Source organism: Phytohabitans sp. LZ39, from assembly GCF_059359075.1.
Genome location: NZ_JCADBM010000005.1, coordinates 144,197 through 166,890, shown reverse-complemented (window position 1 = coordinate 166,890; position 22,694 = coordinate 144,197). Strand labels below are relative to the sequence as shown.

Annotated in this window: 21 protein-coding genes; 11 read left to right on the top strand and 10 right to left on the bottom strand. The window is 70.3% G+C overall.

The genetic code is table 11. The annotated features are described in order from the left end of the window. The first annotated feature begins 222 nt into the window (after positions 1-222). Positions 223-450 (top strand): FAD binding domain-containing protein, encoded by a 228-nt coding sequence (locus AC5L36_RS12220; protein ID WP_441215567.1) that lies wholly within the window; start codon positions 223-225, stop codon positions 448-450. 84 nt (positions 451-534) lie between these two features. Here AC5L36_RS12220 and AC5L36_RS12215 read toward each other — a convergent pair whose 3' ends face one another. From AC5L36_RS12215 to AC5L36_RS12205, 3 genes are read right to left on the bottom strand one after another with little or no spacing between them, the layout of a single operon-like run. Next, positions 535-2,712 carry a xanthine dehydrogenase family protein molybdopterin-binding subunit gene (locus AC5L36_RS12215; RefSeq protein ID WP_441215566.1) on the bottom strand — a complete coding sequence of 726 codons (2,178 nt, stop codon included), beginning with the start codon at positions 2,710-2,712 and terminating at the stop codon, positions 535-537. Next, the gene (locus tag AC5L36_RS12210; protein WP_441215565.1) at positions 2,709-3,689 is read right to left on the bottom strand and encodes an FAD binding domain-containing protein; all 981 of its coding nucleotides are present in this window, start codon (positions 3,687-3,689) and stop codon (positions 2,709-2,711) included. Before AC5L36_RS12210 ends, AC5L36_RS12215 begins: the two co-directional genes overlap by 4 nt. Further along, entirely contained in the window at positions 3,686-4,168 is a 483-nt protein-coding gene (locus AC5L36_RS12205) for a (2Fe-2S)-binding protein (RefSeq protein ID WP_441215858.1), read from the bottom strand. The genes AC5L36_RS12210 and AC5L36_RS12205 overlap by 4 nt, the downstream gene beginning before the upstream one ends. Before the next feature lie 559 nt (positions 4,169-4,727). On the opposite strand from AC5L36_RS12205, the gene AC5L36_RS12200 reads away from it, so the two are divergent. From AC5L36_RS12200 to AC5L36_RS12185, 4 genes are all read left to right on the top strand, one after another. Next, positions 4,728-5,825: a PQQ-dependent sugar dehydrogenase gene (locus tag AC5L36_RS12200; protein ID WP_441215564.1), complete on the top strand. Its 1,098-nt coding sequence runs from the start codon at positions 4,728-4,730 to the stop codon at positions 5,823-5,825. 19 nt (positions 5,826-5,844) lie between these two features. After that, positions 5,845-6,609, top strand: a complete 765-nt coding sequence (locus AC5L36_RS12195) for a TetR/AcrR family transcriptional regulator (RefSeq protein ID WP_441215563.1) — start codon at positions 5,845-5,847, stop codon at positions 6,607-6,609. A gap of 43 nt (positions 6,610-6,652) precedes the next feature. Beyond that, complete coding sequence (locus AC5L36_RS12190; RefSeq protein WP_441215562.1) at positions 6,653-7,519, top strand: helix-turn-helix domain-containing protein; 867 nt, start codon at positions 6,653-6,655, stop codon at positions 7,517-7,519. A gap of 121 nt (positions 7,520-7,640) precedes the next feature. Next, positions 7,641-8,378: an SDR family oxidoreductase gene (locus AC5L36_RS12185; RefSeq protein ID WP_441215561.1), complete on the top strand. Its 738-nt coding sequence runs from the start codon at positions 7,641-7,643 to the stop codon at positions 8,376-8,378. 159 nt (positions 8,379-8,537) lie between these two features. Here AC5L36_RS12185 and AC5L36_RS12180 read toward each other — a convergent pair whose 3' ends face one another. The 4 genes from AC5L36_RS12180 to AC5L36_RS12165 form a co-directional block, all read right to left on the bottom strand. Next, entirely contained in the window at positions 8,538-8,825 is a 288-nt protein-coding gene (locus AC5L36_RS12180) for a DUF3592 domain-containing protein (RefSeq protein ID WP_441215560.1), read from the bottom strand. Positions 8,826-8,869: 44 nt separating this feature from the next. Beyond that, the gene (locus AC5L36_RS12175) at positions 8,870-9,595 is read right to left on the bottom strand and encodes an alpha/beta fold hydrolase (RefSeq protein WP_441215559.1); all 726 of its coding nucleotides are present in this window, start codon (positions 9,593-9,595) and stop codon (positions 8,870-8,872) included. A gap of 800 nt (positions 9,596-10,395) precedes the next feature. Beyond that, complete coding sequence (locus tag AC5L36_RS12170; protein ID WP_441215558.1) at positions 10,396-10,842, bottom strand: cellulose binding domain-containing protein; 447 nt, start codon at positions 10,840-10,842, stop codon at positions 10,396-10,398. A gap of 445 nt (positions 10,843-11,287) precedes the next feature. Further along, entirely contained in the window at positions 11,288-11,746 is a 459-nt protein-coding gene (locus tag AC5L36_RS12165; protein ID WP_441215557.1) for a hypothetical protein, read from the bottom strand. A 249-nt stretch (positions 11,747-11,995) separates the two neighbouring features. Between AC5L36_RS12165 and AC5L36_RS12160 the strand changes: the two genes are divergently transcribed. The 5 genes from AC5L36_RS12160 (at position 11,996) to AC5L36_RS12140 (ending at position 18,441) form a co-directional block, all read left to right on the top strand. Continuing rightward, the gene (locus tag AC5L36_RS12160; RefSeq protein ID WP_441215556.1) at positions 11,996-12,586 is read left to right on the top strand and encodes a hypothetical protein; all 591 of its coding nucleotides are present in this window, start codon (positions 11,996-11,998) and stop codon (positions 12,584-12,586) included. 16 nt (positions 12,587-12,602) lie between these two features. Further along, the gene (locus AC5L36_RS12155) at positions 12,603-13,193 is read left to right on the top strand and encodes a hypothetical protein (RefSeq protein WP_441215555.1); all 591 of its coding nucleotides are present in this window, start codon (positions 12,603-12,605) and stop codon (positions 13,191-13,193) included. A gap of 12 nt (positions 13,194-13,205) precedes the next feature. Beyond that, the gene (locus AC5L36_RS12150; RefSeq protein WP_441215554.1) at positions 13,206-13,775 is read left to right on the top strand and encodes a hypothetical protein; all 570 of its coding nucleotides are present in this window, start codon (positions 13,206-13,208) and stop codon (positions 13,773-13,775) included. 120 nt (positions 13,776-13,895) lie between these two features. Further along, complete coding sequence (locus AC5L36_RS12145) at positions 13,896-14,360, top strand: hypothetical protein (protein ID WP_441215553.1); 465 nt, start codon at positions 13,896-13,898, stop codon at positions 14,358-14,360. Between the two features lie 1,036 nt (positions 14,361-15,396). Continuing rightward, the gene (locus AC5L36_RS12140) at positions 15,397-18,441 is read left to right on the top strand and encodes an AfsR/SARP family transcriptional regulator (RefSeq protein WP_441215552.1); all 3,045 of its coding nucleotides are present in this window, start codon (positions 15,397-15,399) and stop codon (positions 18,439-18,441) included. A gap of 187 nt (positions 18,442-18,628) precedes the next feature. Here AC5L36_RS12140 and AC5L36_RS12135 read toward each other — a convergent pair whose 3' ends face one another. From AC5L36_RS12135 to AC5L36_RS12125, 3 genes are all read right to left on the bottom strand, one after another. Continuing rightward, complete coding sequence (locus AC5L36_RS12135; protein WP_441215551.1) at positions 18,629-19,006, bottom strand: hypothetical protein; 378 nt, start codon at positions 19,004-19,006, stop codon at positions 18,629-18,631. Positions 19,007-19,503: 497 nt separating this feature from the next. After that, positions 19,504-20,259, bottom strand: a complete 756-nt coding sequence (locus tag AC5L36_RS12130) for an IclR family transcriptional regulator (protein ID WP_441215550.1) — start codon at positions 20,257-20,259, stop codon at positions 19,504-19,506. Between the two features lie 7 nt (positions 20,260-20,266). After that, on the bottom strand, positions 20,267-21,718 hold the full coding sequence (locus AC5L36_RS12125) for an APC family permease (RefSeq protein ID WP_441215549.1): 1,452 nt from the start codon (positions 21,716-21,718) through the stop codon (positions 20,267-20,269). Positions 21,719-21,904: 186 nt separating this feature from the next. Here AC5L36_RS12125 and AC5L36_RS12120 point away from each other — a divergent pair, with 186 nt between their 5' ends. Beyond that, positions 21,905-22,690, top strand: coding sequence for a hypothetical protein (locus tag AC5L36_RS12120; RefSeq protein WP_441215548.1), 786 nt, complete (start codon positions 21,905-21,907; stop codon positions 22,688-22,690). Positions 22,691-22,694 lie beyond the last annotated feature (4 nt).

The following is a 22,694-nucleotide window of genomic DNA, read 5'->3' as shown; positions in this document are numbered from 1 at the left end:
CCGTCGAACTGCTCGTCAACGGCCGGCGGCAGCGCGTCACTGTGGACAACCGCACGTCGCTGCTGGACCTGCTGCGCGAGCAGCCGGGCGAGCTGATCACCGCCGTCGAGATCCCGCCGCACGCCCGACCACTGGCCTCCGGATACCTGAAGGTTCGTTACCGCCAGTCGTACGAGTTCGCACTGACCTCGGCCGCGGTCGCCCTGCATATCCGCGGGCGGCGTGATCCGCGAGGCGAAGGTGGCGGCCGGGGGAGTGGGCACCGTGCCGTGGCGACTGCGGGCGGTCGAACGTCACCTCGTCGGGCAGCGGCCCGCGCCGGGGCTGTGGGCGAGCGCGGCCGAACACGCCGCCGAAGGAGCGCAGCCGTTGCGGCACAACGCCTTCAAGGTGAACCTGCTTCAACGCACCGTCGAACGCCAGCTGCGAGTCGTCGGAGGTGGCCAGTGACCGGTCAGCCCATCTGGCCCACACGCACGGAGGGTTCCTTCCCCGAGGCCCATGGGGAAGGAACCCTCCGCGTTTTCAGCCCCGTTACAGCAGAAGCTTGTCCTGGGTGAACGGGACCTCGCGGAGCCGCCGCCCGGTGGCGTGGAAGATGGCGTTGCCGATGGCGGTGGGCACACCGGTCATCGGGGTCTCGCCGAAGCCCTTGGCCTCGAGCGCCTGGCTGCCCGGGTCGGGCGCGTCGACGAAGAGGGCCTCCACGCTCGGCGGCGCGTCGGCGTTGACCGGGACGAGGTAGGTGGACAGGTTCGGGTTGACCACCCGGCCCGTCGTCCGGTCGATCACCGTGTGTTCCATCAGCGCGAATCCGATACCCCAGGTCACCCCGCCGAGGACCTGACCGCGCAGCGTCCGCCGGTTCATCACGCGGCCGACGTCGTACGCGCCGACGACGCGGGTGACCCGGACTCGGCCGTACCGCGGATGCACCCGCACCTCGACGAAGACCGCGCCGTACGTGTGCCCCGGCGCGTTCCGCACGTTGGCGCGAGCCGTGACCTCCTGGCCGTGGCGGCGGACCACGTCGCGGTAGGTGTCGAAGCGCGACCGGTTCTGCGAGTCGAACAACCGGCCCTGCTCGACGGCGACCCGGTCCGCCGGGACGCCGTACAACCGCGACCGGCGGTCGGCGACGGCCAGCCGGATGACGGCGGTGCGCACGTCCAGGACGGCCTGGTTCACCGAAGGGACCACGCTCGGTATCGTCGACGAGGCGACCGACAGTCCCGCGGCTGGCAGGGCGGTGTCACCGAGAGTCGTGGTGACATGCGCCAGCGGCACCCCGGCCGCGTCGGCGGCCACCTGCGAGAGCACCGTGTACGTGCCGGTGCCGATCTCCTGGGTGCCCACGCCCACTCGCACCCGGCCGTCGGTGTCGATCGTCGCGTCGGCGTTGGATTCGAAGTTGCCGTAGGTGTGCGTCTCGGTGGCCATCCCCCAGCCGACGTACTCGTCGCCGTCCCGGTTGACGCCGGGCCGGGCGTCCCGTCGCCGCCAGCCGAATGCCTCGGCGCCCATCCGGAGGCACTCGGCGAGGTGCCGACCGGTGAAGGGGCGCCCCTCGTGGTCGACCTTGGCGTCGTTGCGCAGGCGCAGGTCCACGGGATCGATCCGGAGCTCGTAGCTCAGCTCGTCCATCGCCGTCTCCAGCCCGAACTGCGCCGCGAGCTCCGGCGAGCGCATGAAGATGGAGGTCGGCATGTCCAACGGGACACCGAAATGCCGGACGTGGACGTTCGGGCAGGCGTAGAGGGTGTGGGTGGCGATGCTGGTGTTGAAGATGGCTTGGTCGTCGCGGGTCAGCTGGGCGGTGCTGTCGTGCGCGATAGCGATCAGGCGTCCGTCCCGTGCGGCGCCGATCCGGAGCCGCTGGTGGAACTCGGACCGGTGACCGTTCGACGTGTACATGTGCGCGCGGGTGAGCACGGTCCGCACCGGCCTGCCGAGTTCGCGCGCGACCGCGGCGTTGAGCAGGGTGTGCGGCCAGACAACTCCCTTCGCGCCGAACCCGCCGCCGAGGTAGGGCGAGATCACCCGTACGTTGGCCGGCTCGACGCCGAGGGCGAGCGCCACCATGCCACGGGTGGCGGAGACGCCCTGCGCGGACTCGTACACGGTCACCCGGTTTCCGTCCCACACCGAGGTGGTGGCGTGCGGTTCGATGGGGTTGTGGTGGTGGGTGGGAGACCGGTATTCGAGGTCGAGCCGGACGGGCGCGTCGCCCAATCCCTGGTCGACGTCGCCGCGGGACACCTCGTTCGGGTCGCCCATGAACGGACCCGGAATGAGCGGCTCGGCGGTGGCGTCGTCGATGGCGATCTCCGGCTTCTCCGCCCGGTACTCGACGTGCACGAGGCTCGCGGCGAAGCGGGCCTGCTCGAAGGTCTGCGCGACGACGAGGGCCACCGGCTGTCCATTGTGGTGGATGCGGTTGTCCTGGAGCGGTACGAAGCCCTTGACGTAGAAGGGCTGCGGGCGGGCGATCCGCGGCATGTTCTCGTGCGTATAGACCGCGACGACACCGGCGCTTCGCCGTGCTTCGTCCGCGTCGGTGCGCGTCACCTCGCCGCGGCTGATGGTGCTCAGCACCAGAAACCCGTGCAACAGGCCGTCGACGGGCTGGTCCGCCGCGTACCGCGCGGCGCCGGTGACCTTGGCTCGGCCGTCGACCCGAGGGACGTCACGCCCGACAAGCTTCCTGCTCATCGCGGGCCTCCCAGCTCACTCAGCACGCCGGCCAGGGCACGCTGCACAAGTTCCACCTTGAACTCGTTGCCATCCCGCGGTGCCGCCTGGCGCACCAGCGCGCGTCCCGCCTCGGCGACGCTTTCCGCGGTCAGCCGTCGACCCCGCAGCGCCGCCTCCGCCTCCGGCGAGCGCCACGGCTTGGTGCCGATGCCGCCGAACGCCAGTCGAATCTCCTGTACCCGCCCGGCCCGCACGCGCAGCACGGCGGCGACGGAGACGACGGCAAACTCGAACGTCGCCCGGTCACGCAGCTTGAGGTAGCGCGACATGGGTGCTGAGGGGCCTCCGGGCACCTCCACGCCGGTGATCAGCTCGCCGTACCGCAAGGCGTTCTCCAGGTGCGGCGTGTCGCCCGGCAGCACGTAGAAGTCGGTGATCGGGATCTGCCGTGCGCCGTCCGGACCGAGCACGTTCACCGTCGCGTCCAGCGCGGTCAAGGCCACCGCCAGGTCGGACGGGTGCGTGGCGATGCAGCGGTCGCTCGTGCCGAGGAAGGCGTGGATGCGGTTGTCCCCCGTGATCGCCGGGCAGCCGCTGCCGGGCACGCGCTTGTTGCAGGCCGAACCGGCGTCGCGGAAGTAGCCGCACCGCGTGCGTTGCAGCAGGTTGCCGCCGATCGAGGCCATGTTGCGCACCTGGGGTGACGCCGACGCGAGCAAAGCCTGCGACACCACCGGGAACCGTCGACGTACCCGGGCGTCGTCTGCCACCTGCCGCATCCGGGCGAGCCCGCCGATGCGCACACCGTCGTCGTCGACGGTCACGTCGGCGAGCCTCAACCGGTTGATGTCGACGAGGTGGTGATGGTCCTCGGAACCGTCCCGCATCAGATTCAACAGGTCCGTGCCGCCCGCGATGTACGTCGTGTCCGGCCGGGACGCGAGCCGGACGGCCGTCGCCGGGTCGGTCGCCGTGGAGTAGCCGAAGGCCCTCATCCGCGCATCTCCTCACTCGCGTCCAGGACGGCGGCGACGATGCCCTGGTACGCCGCGCACCGGCACAGGTTGCCGCTCATCCATTCCCGCACCTCGTCCTCCGAGCGGGTGTGGCCCTCGTGGATGCATGCCACGGCGGACATGATCTGACCCGGGGTGCAGCCGCCGCACTGGAACGCGTCGTGGCGGATGAAGGCTTCCTGAACGGGATGCAGCTTGTCCCCGCTGGCCAGCCCTTCGACCGTGGTCACCTCGGTGCCTTGGCGCATGACCGCCAGGGTGAGGCAGGACTTGATCCGCTGGCCGTCGGCCAGCACGGTGCAGGCGCCGCACTCGCCGCGGTCGCAGCCCTTCTTGGTGCCGGTCAGCCCCATCCGGTCCCGCAACGCGTCCAGCAACGTGACCCGCGGCTCGACGACCACCCGCCGCGGCACTCCGTTGACCGACAATGCGATCTCGACCGACCCACCGGCCGCCACGGCGACCGGAGGCGCCGCCGCGGGTGGGGCCGCGGCAGCCCCCGCCGCGGGCGTTACCGTCGGCGCTGCCGCCGCGACTGACCCTGCCGCCGCGGCAGCCTTCAGCACCGTGCGGCGCCGCACAGGTACAACCTCCTGCTCAGACACGCTTTCCCTCCCTCAAGGTCTGCCCTTTGTGGATGGTCGACCCGCTCGTGGAACGCCCGCGCGGCGTCGTCATGCGGCCAAGGTCGCATCGTTGGCCCGGCATTCGCGTCGGCGGGAACCGCCTAGATCGCCGAGGCGACGTTGACGGCATGGCATGCGTGACCACCTGACCTGACCGTATCAGTGATAACTAGATTCCGATAGCGTCTTGACCTATCATCTTTATGCCATCACCCGGTATCAGCGCTACCATGTCCTGGGGGAGAGGGAGTACACCCGTGAACACGAACCAGCAGCGAGTTGCGTCGTGACCGGCGGATCCCGCGGTATCGACCGCGCCGTCGCGCGGCGGCTCGCCGGAGGCAGTGCCATGTCACATCGACCGTTTCGACGCGCCGCGACGGGTGCGAGCATGATCGCCGTGCTCGTCCTGACGGCATGCTCGACCGACCGACAACCGATCACCAACCCTGCCGGCGCGCAGCCGGCCGCCACGGGCAGTGGCGGCCCGGCCTCGACGCTCGGCGAACCCACCGAAATCACCACCGGCCTCGCCGCTCCCTGGGGGCTGACCTTCCTGCCCGACCGATCGGCGCTGGTGTCCCAACGGATCACCGGTGACATCGTCCGCATACCCGCGGGCGGCGGCACCCCGCAGACCGTCGGCGTGGTGCCCGGTGTCGTGGCCACCTCCGAGGGCGGCCTGCTCGGCATCGTCGCCTCACCGGACTTCGCCACCGACCGCACCGTTTACGCCTCGGTCTCGGGGGCGCGGGAGAACGCCATCGTCGCCCTGCGCATCGCCGAGGACTTCCGGTCGCTGCGGCGCGTACGGGTGCTGCTCGACGGCATCCAGACGGCCGACCGCCACCACGGCGGACGCATCAAGATCGGCCCGGACGGCAACCTGTGGATCGGCACCGGCGACGCGTTCGAACCGCAGAACGCCGCGGCCGACGACACGCTCAACGGCAAGATCCTGCGGATCCGGCCGGACGGGAGCATCCCGCCGGACAACCCTAGGCCCAATTCCCCGATCTACTCCTCCGGGCATCGCAACGTCCAGGGGATCGCCTTCGGACCCGACGGCACGGCGTACGCCACCGAACTGGGCCACCGCACCTGGGACGAGGTCAACGTCCTCCAGGCGGGCCAAGACTACGGCTGGCCGGAAACCGAGGGCGTGCAAGGCGACACCGGACAACCACCCATCTTCACCGTCCATCCCGACGACGCCTCACCCTCAGGCGCCGCCTACGCCGCCGGCTCACTCTGGATCGGCGCACTCGGCGGTCAACGCCTGTGGCAGCTACCGGTCGCCGGCAACGCCGCGAACGGAAACGCCGTCGAGCATTTCGAGGGCGACTACGGACGCATCCGAACCGTCGAGGTCGCCCCCGACGGAGCGCTCTGGCTGGTTACCTCCAACACCGACCGCGCCACCTGGGGCGGCACCGACGGCCGGCCCGGCGACGACCGCATCCTGCGCGTCGAAGTCCAACCACGCTGAACGGAGGTAGATTACGGCCATGTCCGCCAAGGCCCCACGCGAGCGCATCATCGAGGCCACGGCGACGCTTCTCGCCGAAGGCGGACGTGACGCCGTCTCCACCCGCACCGTCTGTGCCGCGGCCCAGGTGCAGGCACCAGCCATCTACCGGCTCTTCGGCGACATGCAAGGCCTGCTCGACGCCGTCGGTGGCTTCGGCCTCGCCAGCTACCTGTCCGAAAAAGCCGCGTTGGACGACAGCGCCGATCCGGTCGACAACCTGCGCGCCGGATGGGACCTCCACGTCGAGTTCGGCCTGGCCCAGCCGGCCTTCTACACGCTCATTTTCGGCGACGTGCGCCCCGGCCACCAACCTCCGGCGGCGGCACAAGCCGCGGCCATCCTCGCCGATCGGGTGCACCGCATCGCACAGGCCGGACGGCTCCGCGTCACCGAGGAGCAGGCGGCTCAGCTCATCCACTCCGCCGGCAAAGGCGTGACGCTCACGCTCATCGCCACGCCACCGGAGAAACGCGACCTGAGACTGTCCACAATGGCCCGCGAGTCGATCCTCGCCACCATCACCACCGAGACCGCCGCCGCGGTCGCATCCAACGGTCTTGTCAACGCGGCGGTCTCGCTGCAAGCCCACCTCGACGAGGCCACGATCCTCACCGACCGGGAGCGCGCCCTGCTCGACGAGTGGCTGCACCGCATCGGCACGGTCTCACCCACGCACCCCACGACCGGCGCGCGCGCCGGTCGTGAAGACTCAGTCGACAGCGGCCGGAGAGGGTGGGAGTAGCGCGGCCACCCTTCCCAGCCAGGTCCGGCATAGTGTCGAAGGCATGGATCGGGAAGACCAGCTCGGGCGGTTTCTGCGGGCGCGCCGCGAGCTCGTGCGGCCGGAGGATGTGGATCTGCCGACCGTCGGGTTGCGCCGGGTGCCAGGCCTGCGCCGCGACGAGGTGGCGATGCTGGCGGGTGTGAGCACCGACTACTACGTGCGTCTGGAGCAGGGCCGGGAGCGGCACCCGTCGGCTCAGGTCGTCGACGCGCTGGCCCGTGCACTCCACCTGGAGGAGGCGGCGACCGCGTACATGCATCAGCTGGCGCGTCAGACGCCGCGCCGGCGCCGTCCGGTCGCACGCCGAGAGCAAGTGAGCCCGACCTTGGTGCGCATGATGCAGGCCTGGCCGCACACGCCTGCCCTCGTGCTGGGGCGCTACCTGACGGTGCTGGCGCACAACCCACTCGGTGCGGCCCTGTTCGACGGCCACCGCTACAGCGGCGACCTCGTACGGCTCGTGTTTCTCGATCCGGGCGCGCGGGAGTTCTACCCGGACTGGGAGCGGGCGGCGGCAAATACCGTCGCCGGCCTTCGCGCGGCGGCGGGGCTCGACCACGACGATCCGCGGCTGATCGAGACCGTGGGCGAGCTGTCCCTCAAGAGCGAGCACTTCCGCAAGCTGTGGGCCCGCCACGACATCCGGCAGAAGACCCACGAAACCAAGAGGTTCCACCATCCGCTGGTCGGTGACCTGGTCCTGAGCTACGAGGCACTGACGGTAAACGGTGCCCCGGGTCAGCAGCTCGTCGTCTACGAGGCCGAGCCGGGCAGCCCTTCGGAGCAGGCGCTGTCCCTACTGGGCAGCCTCACCGCGGGCGAGGCTGCCCAGGTCGCGCACCGGTCGGAGCGACCGCACCGCCGCTGAAGCACAGCCCGCCGACCGCGTCACCCGCACAACCCGTAGCCGCAGGCCACGTTTTCCCCCTGCGACGGCTTCACCGCGCCTGCCGCAGGCAGAGCAACCCGCCCAGTCCGAAAGGAACGCAATGACCAACCACAATCCCTCGAAGGTCGTCCTGGTGACCGGTGCGAGCAGCGGCATCGGATACGCCACCGCGGTGCGGCTCGCTCGTGAGGGACACCATGTCGTCCTTGGCGCACGCCGCAAAGACCGGCTCGACTCGCTCACGGCGGTCATCCGCGACGCCGGTGGCAGTGTCGACACGCGCGCCCTGGACGTCACCAACGCCGACGACGTCGCCGAGTTCGTCGACGTCGCCGTCCGTGAGCGCGGGCAGGTCGATGTGATTGTCAACAACGCCGGCGTCATGCCGTTGTCCCGGCTGGATTCGTTGCTGGTCGACGAGTGGAACCGGATGATCGATGTCAACGTCCGCGGCCTGCTGCACGGCATCGCCGCCACGCTTCCGCACTTTCAGCGGCAGGGCAGCGGCCACTTCGTCACCATCGCGTCCGTCGGCGCCCACCAGGTTTCCCCGACCGCGGCCGTCTACTGTGCCACGAAGTACGCCGCTTGGGCGATCACCGAGGGCCTGCGGCTCGAGGTCGACCCGAGCATCCGGGTCACCACGATCTCGCCGGGAGTCGTTGAGTCCGAGCTGGCCGACACCATCACCGAGCCGGGCGCCAAAGAGCTGATGCGCACCTACCGGGCCGCCACCATCCCGGCCGACACCATCGCCGAGGCCATCTCGTACGCGATCGGACAGCCGGCCGGCGTCGACGTCAACGAGCTCGTCATCCGGCCGACGAGGCAGCGATAGCACTGGGCGGTCTACACATCCGAGCACGGTCATCGCGTTGGTCCACGTCTGTTGGCCCCCGCGATGACCGTCTCGCCGTTCGCCACCGCCAGCCGTGACCGGCGGCGAACCAGGGAGCGAACCGGGCTCGTCTGCTCGCAGAATTGCCAAGCGCCGGGGTCAGAGGACGTTGAGGGCCGAGAGCGCGCCGAGGGTCACGAGGAAAAGACCGAGCGCTGTGAAGGTCCATCCCATCGTGGAACCGCGCTGACCGCTGGAGTTGATGACGGCACGTCCCGAATCTTCGGGGGCGTAGAGGATGGTGACGCGAGCTCCGGGCTGAGGAGGGTTGGTCTCACCATACTTCGACGTGACCTCGACCGGATGGCCTTCGAGGGTCGTGAAGCGGAAGATCGGCCTGACCGAAGGGCTGTCCGGGTCACGACTCCGCACCAGACCAGTGACCACGCCGGGAACCTGTATCCAGCGGGCACGGAGCCGTCGTGTTCTGATCAGCAGCCAGGCACCGCACACCATCCACGCCAACCCGAGGCAACCGAGCGCCGATGTCGATTGCAATCAAGACCGCCTTTCGCGCCGCGAATGACGACCGCCAGCGTATACCCCGCATCCCTCAGCCCAGTTTTCCTACAATCTTCGCTACTTCGCCCGGCATGGAGAGGAACGGCGCGTGTGAGGCGTCGAGCGTGACGACGGCGGTCTGATTCACCCGAGGCGAGGTCGAGCCGCAACGCCCCGGTCACGTCGGGATCGCCGCGAAGCGCGGACAGGACCAACGCGCCGGCGTTCTCCGGCCGAACGAAGTACGGGTCGGCCGGACTGCCCGAGGCGGGCATGACCGCGGCGATGTACACGGCGTGCGCCACCAACTCGGGAACCTGCTGCGCCACCCGGGTCAGGACGTGGCCGCCCATGCTGTGAGCCACCACCGTGACCGGGCCGCCACGCCCGAGCTGTTTCACCTGGGAAGCCAGCAGATCGGCCGCTTGGTCGAGGTCCACAGTGGCTACTGGCGAGACCTCGGTCGCCAGCTTCGCCGCGTCGAACGGACGGACGGTCAGGCACGCGGGCCGACGGGCACGCAACCCGTGCCCGGCCAGGTCAACCGCCAGAGCCGGACGGCCGTACGGCGCGAGGTCGGCGATGACCTCGCTCCAGCACCAGGCGCCATGCCAGGAGCCGGGCAGGAAAAGGATCGGCGTAGAACTGGGAGACATACCCGCTCCGTTGAGATGGGACTACAGCTTGTTTCAAACGGCCTGCGCCGCGGCGCCAATTTCGCATCAGCGGCACCGCGCTCGCGTCGGTGGAGTTCACCTATATCCCGTGTGCGAGCAGATGCGATGGGCACCGTCGGTAACCGTCGGGGATAGATGGCAATACGCTGGCACTCGTGCGCGGCGGCGGAGCCCGTGTGGTCGGGTGTCGGTGGCGTGCTGGTGGGGGACCGTCGGGGCTCCCTGGTGCTGGATGGTGAGCGCTGGAAGGCACCCCGGGGGTGCCGCGCCCTCGTGGCTCAGGGGATAGAGCAACGGTTTCCTTAGACGATGACATGATCTTGGATGTGTAGCCCTGACCTGCCTGGTCGCGGCGACCCACAGTGCGAACGGCACCGTGTCGAAAGCCAGCACGTGCGAGCCGCTGCCGAGCTCGTCGGCGGCCACGGCCGTACTCACCCCGAGCAGCCGCCTGCGCCGGACGATCCCGTCCGTCACGCGCCCGTCGACCAGATACGTCAGCACCGCGTCAAACAAAACCCTGCCGGCGCAAGCCGCTGCCGGGCCGTCCGGGCCCACCCGCTTCGGCCGCAGCGACCGCGACGGCGCCGCGAACGGCGCAGCGCGAACCAGGCCCGGCTTGGGCCGCGCTTGCAGGCGGTCAGCTTCTGCTCGGTCAGCCAGCAGCCTCCAGTGTCGACCAACTCGGCGAGATCTAGCGATCGAGCCACGCCTGGACTTCATCGCGTATCGCCCCGGCCGAGCGGGTCGACGGCGCCGGGGTGGTTGTGCTCTGAGGCTCAGAACGCCGTGCAGATGGCGGAGGTCGGTATCCCGCTGAGCGCGAGCGAGGTCCGGGTGGCGATGAACCCGAAGTTGGTCGTGCCGCCTGGATTGAGGGCGGCGTTCCATGCGACGCTGCCGAACGTCAGGCGGGGCTCGTCCTTGAGCTGTGTGGTGTTCCAGACCTGGTTGACCGTGTACTCGTCGGGGTTGTATACGAGCCGTACCTTCCAGCCCGTGGTGCGCTGGTTGCCGGTGTTCGTGACGTCGACGCTGGCCTGGAACGGCAGCAACTCGACGCCGTTGCGGTCCTTGAAGAAGACGGGGTGATAGGCGACGGCGCAGCTGGTCGCCGCGTGGCTCGGTGTGGCGACCGCGAGCGTGCCGGCGACAGCGACCAGGACGGCGGCGAGCCAGGGAACGAGCCGGCGGACTCGGCCGGGTCGCAATGGTTGATCAGACACGGATGCCCCCTTCGACATTGTGGTGCGCTCAGTGTCGGGGGAGGCGTTCATCGATCCTGCATCGCCGCGTTCATCGGACCCATTTGCCAGCACCTCATCCAAGGAACCGGCCACCGTGATCGACCTTGCCCACGCAGCTCAACTCGCAACCGAGAGCAAAGCGAAGAAGCCCCGCGACCCTCCACTCGGGACCAGGAACCGGGCAGGAGCCCGCGCTCGCGCAGGCACGCAGGGGATTTTCTCTCGGAGCCCTCGACGGATAGGAGGCAAGCGACAACCCAGAGCCGTTGGCAAGGCGGCCACCGCGCGAGTTCGTGGGCGATTTCGTGCGTAGGCGGGCGTTTTCATCGAATCTGCACGCTGCTCGCATCGCAGGGCACGGTGAAAGGCCCGGCCGGGCTGGCGGCGGCCCGGCTGGCCTTCCTCGTCCGGATTGAGCGTTGTGTCAGCGCGCGGCGACGACGCTCGCGCAGTTGGGCTGCGGCGCTTCGCTCGCGCTGGGGCACAGCGAGATGCGCATTGTGTCGGTGGTCGGGCCGACCCTGGTGCTACCGGACAACGTCTCTCCGCGCAGGACGCGGAAAGGACGCGTCTCGATCACGACACCATTGTCGAGCTGGGTGAAAAGGACGGTGACCAACGGCAGGCGGCTGTTGGTCGCCTGGAAGTTGTTGACGTTCTGATCCCAGACGACCGTGCCGGTTACCGCAGCATTCGGGACCGGCATGCAGGGCATCGGCAGGCAGACCGCGTACGGATCGGGCGCCGTCGCCTGAGCCGAGGCCAGGGCCGGCGACCCTATGGCGGGCCCGACCAGGCCGATTGCCACCGCCGGTACGACGGCGGCACCACGGAGCCATCGCCGCCAACCCGGCGGTCGGGTGTCAAGGGCCTGAATGGTCATCTCGTCCTCCTCGAGGGATAGAACAGAGGGAGGAGCCGTGCTCGCCACGTCGCGGACTCCTCGTGCGGGTTCGCCATGCATCGTGGCCGGGGCGGTTCACGCGAACCGCATCGATCGGTTCATCGTCCAACGTGATCCGCCGGGCTCTGGTGTCGGTTTGCCTTCCTGGTATGGACGGGCAGCGCGGCCGCGGGCGGCAGTGCAGTTTGCGTGCAGGATCGGTGAACGGGCGCTGCGAGGCTACGTCGCATGTTCAAACGCCAACGAACCGTGACCCGATGGGGTGTTGCCGCCGTGGCGGCCCTGACTGTGGTGGGCGCCAGCCTGTCGATCGCCACCCCGGCGCAAGCCGCGACGTCCATCATGGACAGTTTCGAGGGCAACCCCTACGACCGGTGGATCGAGGATGAGCGCCAGGGCTACAGCATCGTCGAGCTGACAAACCACCAGCGCGCCCGGACCGGACACAAGATCGCCTGGCTGGAAGCATATCCACCCTCCGAGCACTCCGCGCGGATCCACCGCACGGTGAGCCTGGACCGTCCGGGCGGTGGCCCGGCGTGGTGCTACGGCGAGGCCTGGCTGATGAGGTCGAACATCGGGCTGCCGCGGCCGGAAAACGTGCGTGTGACCCTGGCGATTCGGGCGGGTGGTCCGGACGGCTTGCGCATCCACGGCTCCACCTACGAGCTCACCAAGGATCACGAGCAATCGTACGGGCGGGCGGCGTTCGCGAGCTTCGCCTACCAGTCGGGCCCGCTGACCATCGACATCTCCGCACGATCGGGCACCGTCCTGGTCGACGACGTAGCCGTCTGGTGCATCCGCCAAATCCACTAGAAAGGAACGTACTGACATGCTCCGACACCGACGGACCGGGCCGCCCCGATGGGCCGCCGTCGCCGTCGCGCTGGCCGTCGCCGGCGCGGGTCTAGTCGTGGCTGCCACCCCGGCATACGCCGAGCCGTTCCCCTTCTCGGAAGGCTTCGAAGGCAGCCCGAACGACCGGTGGATCCCGGTGGTCGTCCCGGGCCAGACCTCGGTGAGACTGGGCAACGACGCACGCGCCCGAACCCCCACGAAGGTGGCAAGCCTGAACGCCGGGCCGTTGGTGCCCTCAACGGCGGGGATCTACCGCACGGTGACCCCCGACATCACCCAGCCCATACCGTCCAGCTGCCAGGTGCAACTGTGGGCCCGCCGGGTCCCGAACGTGCCGGGACCGGACCCGCAATCCGTGGAGATGCAGTTCAAGCTCCGCTCTGGCGGTCCCAACGGGCAGATCACCTTGTCGCGAGGGACAAGCATCTACCGCACCGACGGCTGGGAGGCCTGGAACGTCGGCACGTTCTGGTACCCGTCGAGCACCTTCACCATCGAGATCACCGCGTACCACGGCAGGGCTCTGCTCGACGACCTCTTCTTCCAGTGCATCGGCTTCCACTGAAGGGACGCCCGCATGTTCCGACGTCACCGAACCAACCGGACCCGGTGGGTCGCCGCCGCGGCTGTGCTGACCCTGGTGGGCGGCGGCGTGTCCGTCGCCAGCCCGGCCCAGGCCGCGACCTCCGTCGCGGACGGCTTCGAGGGCAACCCCTACGACTTCTGGACTACCGTGGACCAACCCGGCGACAGCCTCGTCTGGCTTGGCAATCACAAAGACCGCCGCACGGGATCCGGCGCCGCGGTGTTCGACGCGCCGTTCGAGGTGCCCGCGCGGATCCACCGCCCGGTGATCGTGGACCGGCCGACCGGGGGCGCCGTGTGGTGCTACGCCGAGGCGTGGGTGCGCAAGGTCCCCGGCACGCAGACCACCCCCCGCGCCAGGCTGGGCATCCGGTCCACGGGAGCCTCGGACGGGATCTACATCGACCGCAGCACCTATGACCTCACGAACACCGACTGGGGGCGCGCCGCGTTCGCCTCGTTCGCTTATCAGACGTCCACCCTGACCGTGGACATCTCGGTGACCCGTGGCGAGATCTTCCTCGACGACGTGACTGTCTGGTGCAACCGACAGATCGGCTAGAAAGGGTCCCTTCATGCTCCGACACCTCTTCCAGCGCCAACGGTTTGGGCGAGCCCGCTGGATCACCGCCGCTACCGCGGCCGTCGTCCTCACGGCGGCCAGTTTGGCCCGGCCCACGCCGTGCCGCTACCGGTCAACGACGGCTTCGAGGGCAACCCGCACGACCGGTGGACCGTCTCCGAGGTACCGGGCCTGACCAACGTGTTCCTGGGCGAGGACAGAGTTAACGCCCTCAACGGCAGCAACCTCGCGTTTCTGAACGCCTATCCGGACGCCCCCGCGACCGCGACGATCTTCCGCACGATCACTCCCGACACGGTGACCTCGTCCATCCAGGGGCGGCTCTGGATGCGACGGTGGGCACACCCGGGCGAGACGGAGGACACCGTCATCGTCTTTCTCCGGATCCGCGCGGGCGGGCCGACCGGGCGGATCATCTCGGTAAACAACACAGCGTTGGAGGACGCCGACAGCTGGTTCCTTCGCACCTTCAACCTGTTCCGGCCGGCCGGCACCTTCACCATCGAGATCTCCGCCTACCGCGGCACGGTCCTCGTCGACGACCTCAACTTCAGGTTCGTCTGAGGCAGACCTGGGATGAAGCGCCGCACCGTCCACACCGGACGGTGCGGCCTTTGCGTCGCCGGTGCGTGCGGCGTGGCCAGGACCCCGGGATCGGAGTCCTGGCCGCAGGACCACTCAACCGCGATCTCTGATCCGGCGGCTACTCCTGCGCGAGGGCGATCGCGTCCACGCCGCGGGGACGGATGGTTCACGAGGGGGATACCCCACCTTCGGCAACGCGGACCTGGCCGGCATGTCCGGTGCCGATCCAGAACATGGTGCGTTGCTGTCACCGATACGCTGCGATGTGACGACATCCACGCCCCCGCGCCGCACGACGTCGAGGCACTCGGGCCGGCGTGCACGGTGCTGCCGAACTCCGATGTGGACCGCGTCATCGCGACGGCGTCAGCCTGGCCGGTCGCATCGTCAGCCCCGACCACGACGTGGCCTGGCGTCTGGTCACCTGGCATGGCCGGCTGCTCGTCCTCGACCGTGACGGTGCCGCCGAATCCACCAACCCAGGCGACGCCGCCACCGGTTTGGGCGCAACGGTGGCCTGTTCCGCTTCTTCCAGGGGACCAGCCCGATTTTCTGCTGGCCAACCTGAACAAGGCGCCGGTACCGCTTTCAGGCTCGCCACCGCCCTGAACACCGCGACCTGAGGTCATTCCTTAAGAGGTCCGGCCGGCGCTCTCCTCCGCCACATCCCGCGACCAGTCATACCGCGGACAAGTTCGGGCGGTGACAGCCCATCCGCTCGCTCAGTCGGGCGTCGTTCCAACCTGTTCACCGGATACGCCGACCAAGCGCCGCCCGGACACCGCCTGGGTGTAGCCGATCACGTAGAACGGTCGGATCTTCAGAAATGACCCGCCAGCCGTTACGGGACGACTGTTTCTCACCTCGGATGCGGTGGGGAGGCTGACGGACGGTGCGCCCATTGCCGCGCCGACTTGGGGCAACGGTGACACAGGCCGTTACGCGGAAGGCTCCTTGGCCTGCACATCGATGATCGACATCGGCAGGTATCGTGGCCGGGACCAGGGGAGGCGGCGTGAGGTTTCTCGTCCTGGGGCCGCTCAAGGTGATCGACGGTGATCGTGAAGTCGCCCTGGCCGGTCGCCGGCGTACGGTGCTCGCGGTGTTGCTGTCCAACGCCGGCCAGGTGGTGCCGCTGGACTACCTGGTGGACGCGGTCTGGGATGACGGCCCGCCGGCGACCGCCCGCCGCCAGATCCAAAACGACATCTCCGCCCTGCGCCGGGGGCTGTCCGGCGGCATCGTGAGCGACGGTTACGGCTACCGGATCGTGCCGCGTCCCGGGGAGCTGGATGCCCAGGTGTTCGCGGACCAGGTGGCCGAGGCTCTGGAGCTGGCCGGTCGGGGCGAGCACGCCGCGGCGGCCGCCGAGCTCCGGTCCGCGCTCGGGTTGTGGCGCGGGCCTGCCCTGCTGGGCCTGTCCGGCCGAGCCGTCGAGGCGGCAGCGGTGCGGCTGGACGAGCAGCGGCTCGCCGCCGCCGAGGACTGCTTCGACCTGGAGCTGAGCCTCGGCAGGCAGCGCGAGCTGGTGGGTGAGCTCGTCGAGCTGGTCGCCGCGTATCCGCTCCGGGAACGCCTGGTCGGCCAGCTCATGCTCGCCCTGCACGGTTCGGGCCGGCAGTCGGAGGCCCTAGCCGCGTACGACCGGCTGCGCACCCGGCTCGCGGACGAGATGGGCCTGGCGCCGGGCAGCCCGCTCCAGCAGCTGCAAGTCGCGATCCTGCGCAACGATCCCGCGGTCGACCCGCCGGCCGCGGCGCCCGCCGTTGCCGGCGATTCCGGTGCCGCAGCGGCGCCACCCGCGCAGCTGCCCGCCCAGGTGTCCGGGTTCACCGGCCGGGACGACCATCTGCGCGGGTTGGACGAGCTGCTTCCGGGACGTACCGGGCGGGCGGCCAACGCGGTGGTCATCACGGCCATCGCCGGTACGGCGGGGATCGGCAAGACCGCCCTGGCCGTGCACTGGGGGCACCGGGTTCGTAGCCACTTCCCCGACGGGCAGCTCTACATCGACCTGCGCGGCTTCTCGGTCGACGCGCCGGTACGTGCGGTGGAGGCGCTGGCACACCTGCTGCGTTCGCTCGGCGAGCCGGCCGAACGGATCCCGGCCGACGTGCAGACCGCGGCCGGCCGGTACCGTTCGCTGCTGGCCGACCGGCGGGTGCTGGTGGTGCTGGACAACGCCGTCAGCGCCGATCAGGTCCGCCCGCTGTTGCCGGGCAGTCCCGGCTGCCTGGTGCTGGTCACCAGCCGCGACCGGCTGACCGGCCTGCTCGCCCGCGACGGCGCCGGCAGCCTCACCCTCGACGTGCTCACCCCGGTCGAGGCGTACACCCTGCTGGAGGCGGTCCTCGGACCGGACCGGGTGGCCGCCGAGCCGGCCGCCACGGCGGAGCTGGCCCGGATCTGCTCCCACCTGCCGCTGGCGTTGCGGGTGGCGGCCGCCAACCTCACCAGTCACCCGTGGACGAGCATCGCCGCCTACGTTGCCGCGCTGCGTGCCGGCGACCGCCTGACCGCACTGGACGTCGACGGTGACGAACAGAGCGGGGTACGGCGCGCTTTCGACCTGTCGTACCGGACGCTGCCCCCCGACGCGCAGCGGGTCTTCCGGCTGCTCGGCCTCGTCCCCGGACCGCACGTCACGGTCGAGGCGGTCGCGGCGATGGCCGCCACCAGCGCCGCGCACGCCCGCCGCCAACTCGACCGGCTGGTCACCGTGCACCTGGTGAACCAGCCCGTGCTGGGCCGGTACACCGGTCACGACCTGCTGCGTCACTACGCGGCCGACCGCGCCCGCGCCGACGACACCGGGGCCGACCGTGAGGTGGCGCTGCGCCGCCTGCACGACTGGTACCTGCACAGCGCCGACCGCGCGGCACGCCTGCTGTATGGACAGATCATGCGGTTGCCGGCGCCGGCCGTCGACGTACCGACCCCGGTCGCCATGGCCGACGAGGCGGCCGCGCTCGCCTGGCTGGACGCGGAACGCGCCAACCTCGTCGCCGCGATCCGGCACGCCGCCGAGCACGGGCCCCGGTCGGGTGCGTGGCTGCTGGCCGACGCGCTGCGCGGGTACTTCTGGCTGGGCATGCACATCGCTGACTGGCAGCACGCCGCCCAGGCCGCGCTGGCCGCCGCGCAGGCCGACGGCAACCTGCGCGCCCAGGCCGCCGTACAGCTCAGCCTCGCCGACTCCCACTACCGGCAGGGCCGGCTCGAGCCGGCCATCGAGCGGTACGAAGCCGCGCTGCCCCTCGCGGAGCAGGCCGGATGGGCACAGTGCGAGATAGCTGCCATCGGCAACCTGGGCGTCATCTATCGGGACTCGGGGCGGGTGCGGCACGCCGTCGACTACCTCGACCGAGGACTGAAGCTGTGCCGCACGAACGGGTGGCAGCACGGCGAGGCCATCACCCTCCACTCGCTCGGCCGCGCCTACCTGCAGCTGGGACAGCTGCTGGAGGCGAGCCAGTGCTGTGCCACGGCGTTGACCATCAACCGCGCGATCGGGTCGCGGATGGGTGAGGCCTCCGTGCTCGCCGATCTGGGCGAGATCCTGCACGCCCAGGGCCGCCTCGACGAGGCGGTGGAGCACCTCACCGAAGCGCAGACCCTGTACCAGGAACTCGGCGACCGGACAAACCAGGCGATCATCTTGCGCGTACTGGCCGCCGTGCGGTGCGACCGCGGCGCCACCGCCGAGGCGGCGGAGCTCGGCCAAGCCGCCCTGGCGTTGACCCGCGAGCTCGGCGAACGCAAGGTCGAGGCCGAGGTCCTGAACACCCTCGGCGCCCTCGCCCACCACGACGGCCGGCATCGGGACGCGATCGCACACCACGAACGGGCGCTGGCACTCACCCGCGCGACCGGAGACCGGTACCCCGAGACGGAAGCGCTGATCGGACTCGCCGCCGAACACCTGTGCCTCGGTCACCGCGACCAGGCCGACGCTCACGCGCGGCGCGCCCTGGTGATCGCCCGCGAGGCCGAGTACAGGCTGCTCGGACAGCGGGCCCAAGCCGTCATCGACCGCCTCACGCTGGCCACTTCCTCCTAGGCCGTTGCGCTCCCTGGCGTGCCAGCATGGTCCTCTGGGAGCCCCTAGCCGACCCCTGGCTGCGGGACCGTGCAGACGACAGCTGCCTGCCCGACGGCGGTGTCGCTTTGGAGCGACCAGTACAGGGCGATCTGGTCACCGGTCTGGATGGTCCCGCCACCGGCGGAGCCCTTCCAGTTGTAGTTGTTCAGCTGGCGTGGAAGTCGTAGGTGTTCACCTCGAAATGCGGGCCGTACGGCGAGGTGATCTCCCGGCCGTTTACGTAGGCCCGATCGATCCAGACCGTGAGGTAGGGGCCGAAGGCCAGCCTGGCCGTCGGGGTCAGCAGGAAGTTCCAGTCGAGCCGCCCGACCGGCGCCGGCGACCGGCGCATCGTGATCACCGCCGGGGACCACCAGGACGTGAACGTCCCGGCACAGGCTGGGTCCGCCAGGATTTGCGGGGTCGGTGCGGCGGGGGCGGCAAGAGCCCCGGGCGTGCTGACCGTCGTGGCGACGGCGGCGGCGAGCACAGCCAGCGCCAGCCGACTTCCCACCCTCGACGCGAGCGCTGCGGAGAACTTCATCTGGGCCTCCTCGATCTGCTTGGATCGCGCGGCCCAGGCGGGGCTGCGCCCGACCATGCTGGCCGAGAGCGTTCACAAAAGCGGCATCGCCGCCTTCATCGCCAGTGCACAACGGCCGGGCGTTGGCGTTCGACCGGCCTCCCACTCCCGCATTCGTGTCCTCGGCGCCGCCGTCCTACGCGGGCGGCGGCACACTGCATGAGCGAGCACCAGCCAGAACCGGGCACTGGGCTGTTCGGTGGCCTGTCGCAGCCCGCCGGCATGACGGGGTACTCACCCACGGCCGGCGACCGCTTCAGGTAAGCCACGCACAGAGCGGCGGCGCAACGCCCTGGAGCGGATCGAACTCGACATGGCCAGCTACGGCATCGTGAAGCCGATCAAGGAGCGCCCGGACGACCCGAACTCCGGCTGGCACTGGGAACCGAAGGCGGCATACCACGCACTGGCCCGAGCCTACGGCCGCCGAAATGGTCGGAGTCATGCCTCTGTCAGCCTCAGGTGACGGTTCGGTGGAGGAGGTGGGCGAGGTTGGTGGCGCAGTGTTCGACCAGTTGGAGTACGGCCGGGGATAGTGCGGCGATGCGGTCCGGGCTACCGCTGACCGCGAGTCCGGCGATGAGTGTGCCGTCCTGGTCGCGTACTGGCATCGCGACGCAGCCGCGGTCCGTGCGCAGCTCTCCGAACTGCCTGGCCACCTGGTCACCGCGAACGCGGTCGAGCTCCCGCTCCAGCGCCTCCGGCTTCCTGAGCGTGCGTGGGGTCAGCCGTCGGAGATCTGCCGGGCGCCAGTCGGCCTGGTTGGCGAGGAGCAGCTTGCCCAGCGCGGAGGCGTGCAGGTGTCTGGCGAGTACCGCGTCCGGGGAAGGCGGATGGTCCGGGTCGGGGTCGAGCATGCGCAGCCGGCCGTGGCGTAGGGAGGCAAGGTGCACCGCGAGTCGTACCCGGGAGCGCAGCTCGGCCACGGCGTCGGCCGCACCGGCCGGCACGGCGGAGTCGGCAACCGCTCCGGCCAGTTCCACGACCTTGCGTCCCAGCGCGAAGCCGCGCAGGTCGGGGAGGCGGACCAGGTACTCCTCCGCGACGAGCAGGTTGACCAGGCGGTACGTGGTGGCGGGTGAAAGGCCGAGCGCGGTCGAGAGCTCCCGCGCGGTGACGCCGGGGCCGGCGCGCGCGACCTGTTCCAGCACGGTGAGCGCACTGCGGATGGCTGCGGGCTGGCGTCCGGCTGGCGGATGGTCGGTGGTGGCCATGGCGGGCCTACCTGGGCCGTGGTGGCTGGGCGCTGGGCAGGATGTCGTCCGGTGTGGCCGCGTCATAGAAGCCCATCGCGCTCACCCGGTGCGGTGTGCGGCGCCGCACCCGTAGCAGCCACAGCAGGCCGAGCCCGAGAAATCCGAGCAGCGCGACGACGAGCCAGCCCAGCCCGTCGCCCCGGCCGGCGCGAACGACCAGCACGAGCGAGCCGGCGATCACCGCGACGGCGAGGGCCGCGAGGCCGGTGGCGCCCGCGGTGGCCTCGCCGATCCGGTGCAGGAACGGCCGCACGGCGAGGCAGACCAGCAGGTACGCGATAAGGAACGCGAGCACGGCGAGTAGCTCCAGCCAGCCGAACACCTGGCGGGTGGGGGTGCCGAGCGCCCACAGTGCGATCGGCACGCCGACGGCGAGCGGCATCATCGCGTACGCGGCCACGTACGGCGTGCGGTAGCGGGTGTGGGTGCGGCCCAGCGCGGCTGGCGTGACCCGCTCGCGGCCCATGGAGAAGAGCACCCGCACGACCGCGTTCGTCGACGCCATCGCACAGGCGAACAGCGACGACGCGAGGCCGAGCTGGACCAACGCGGGCAGGAACGGCAGGGCCGGCCCGGCCGCTCCTCCGCCGCCGCGGGCGTTCCCGACGAGGTGCAGGACCGCGGCCACCGCGAAGAGGGCACCGCACGCGGCGGGCGTCCAGAGCACCACACGGGGTACCACCGCGAACGGCTTACGCGCCTCGACGCTCAACGCGCAGCCACTCTCGAAGCCGACGAGCGCCTTGAGGCCCGTCATCAACGCGGCCGCGAAGACCCCGATGTCTAGAGTGGATGGTGGCGGTCCGGCGTCCGAGCCACGGTACGCGGCTACGGTGAGCGCGGTCAGCACCGCCACCACCGAGCCCGCTTCCAGCAGCAGCGTGAGCGCGGCGGAGACCCGGATGCCGCGTACCACGACGGCGGTCATCGCGGCGCCGAGCAGAGCGGTCACAAGGAGCGCAGGAGTGTCGCCGACCGGGGCGGGCACGGCGCCGGCCTCGGTGAGGAAGCCGACCACCCGCCGGCCGGAGCCGAGCAGGCACATCACGACAAGCGACCCGTACGCGACGATCAGCGCGCACCCGGTCAGGAAGCCAGCCGCAGGGCCGAGCCCTTTCGACACGTAGGTGTACAGCGAGCCGGCCGCCGCCATCCGGCGGGCGAACTGGGCGACCGCGAGCCCCACCAGCATCATCGCCAGCGTGGCGAGCCCGATGACCGGCACCGCCGCCGCGCCCATCGCGGTGACCATCGCCGTCGCCGACATCATGCCCGGCGACGGCGCCACGACCGAGACCGCCTGGGCCGCGACCGGCAGCGTGGAGAGCCGCCGCCGGTCCAGCCCCGCGCGCGGTGCCGGGGGCCGCTCGTCGGAGCGGGCGAGTGCGTCGGCGATGGCGTCGGCCAGCGCGCTCATGATCCACCCCCTTCCGGCGCTGGCCCGGAAGCTAAGTGATCAACGTTTCGGCGGTGTTGCGGCATCTGAGAAACGGCACCGTCGCCGCTCTCGTTTACCGGAGTCGCGATCTTCCAACGCGTTGATGATCGCGACATCGACGCCACCGAGGGTGAGGTCCGTCCACTCACCCCCGCTGGAGGGTCTATGGAACATCCCTGGAAGTCCCGGGCGCAGCGCCTGCGATGGGGGTTAGGTGTCGCCTCCTGTACCGCCGTCGTCGCGCTCGCCGTCGCCTGGATCGGCGGTGCCACGGCGTCGACACCCGAGCGGGTGCCGGGCGGCGAGGCGGCGGCCCCGGCCAGTGCCGAGGCCGAGCCGGCCCAGGCACCCGCCGCCGACCCCACCACCGGGCCAGCGCCCGCGGCCGGCACGGGTCGCGACCCGCTCACACCGTCCGAACTGGACCGGGCACGGACCGCCGCGCTCGACGCGTCCCTGCGCGCCGGGACTACCGACGTGAACGGCGCGACCGGGCCGGAGTACCTCTCGTTCGAACTTGTCGAGACCAAGTCCGCAGACGCGCCCCGGCGGGCGGCCGTGTACTTCTACGACTACACGGCCAACAAGCTCATCAAACGGGTCGTCAACCTGAAGACCGGTGCGGTCGAGGGCACGTTCACGGCCGCGAAGCGGCAGCCGCCGCCCTCCGACCGGGAGGTCGCGAAAGCGCTCGAACTCTTCCTCGCCGACGGGCTGAGCGCCGACTTCAAGTCCCGGTACCAGAAGGCCACCGGAAAGGCGTTCACCTCACCGGACCAGCTCGAGATCACCGGCACGACGTACGTCGCCCGCCCGGCCGACACCGGCGCCGACCAGTGCGGCGAGCACCGGTGCGTGCAGTTCATCACCCAGGTCCCCAGTGGACCGTTCATCGACATCACCGACATCGTGGTCGACCTGTCCGGTCGCACGGTGGCGCGCCTACGTTAGGAGC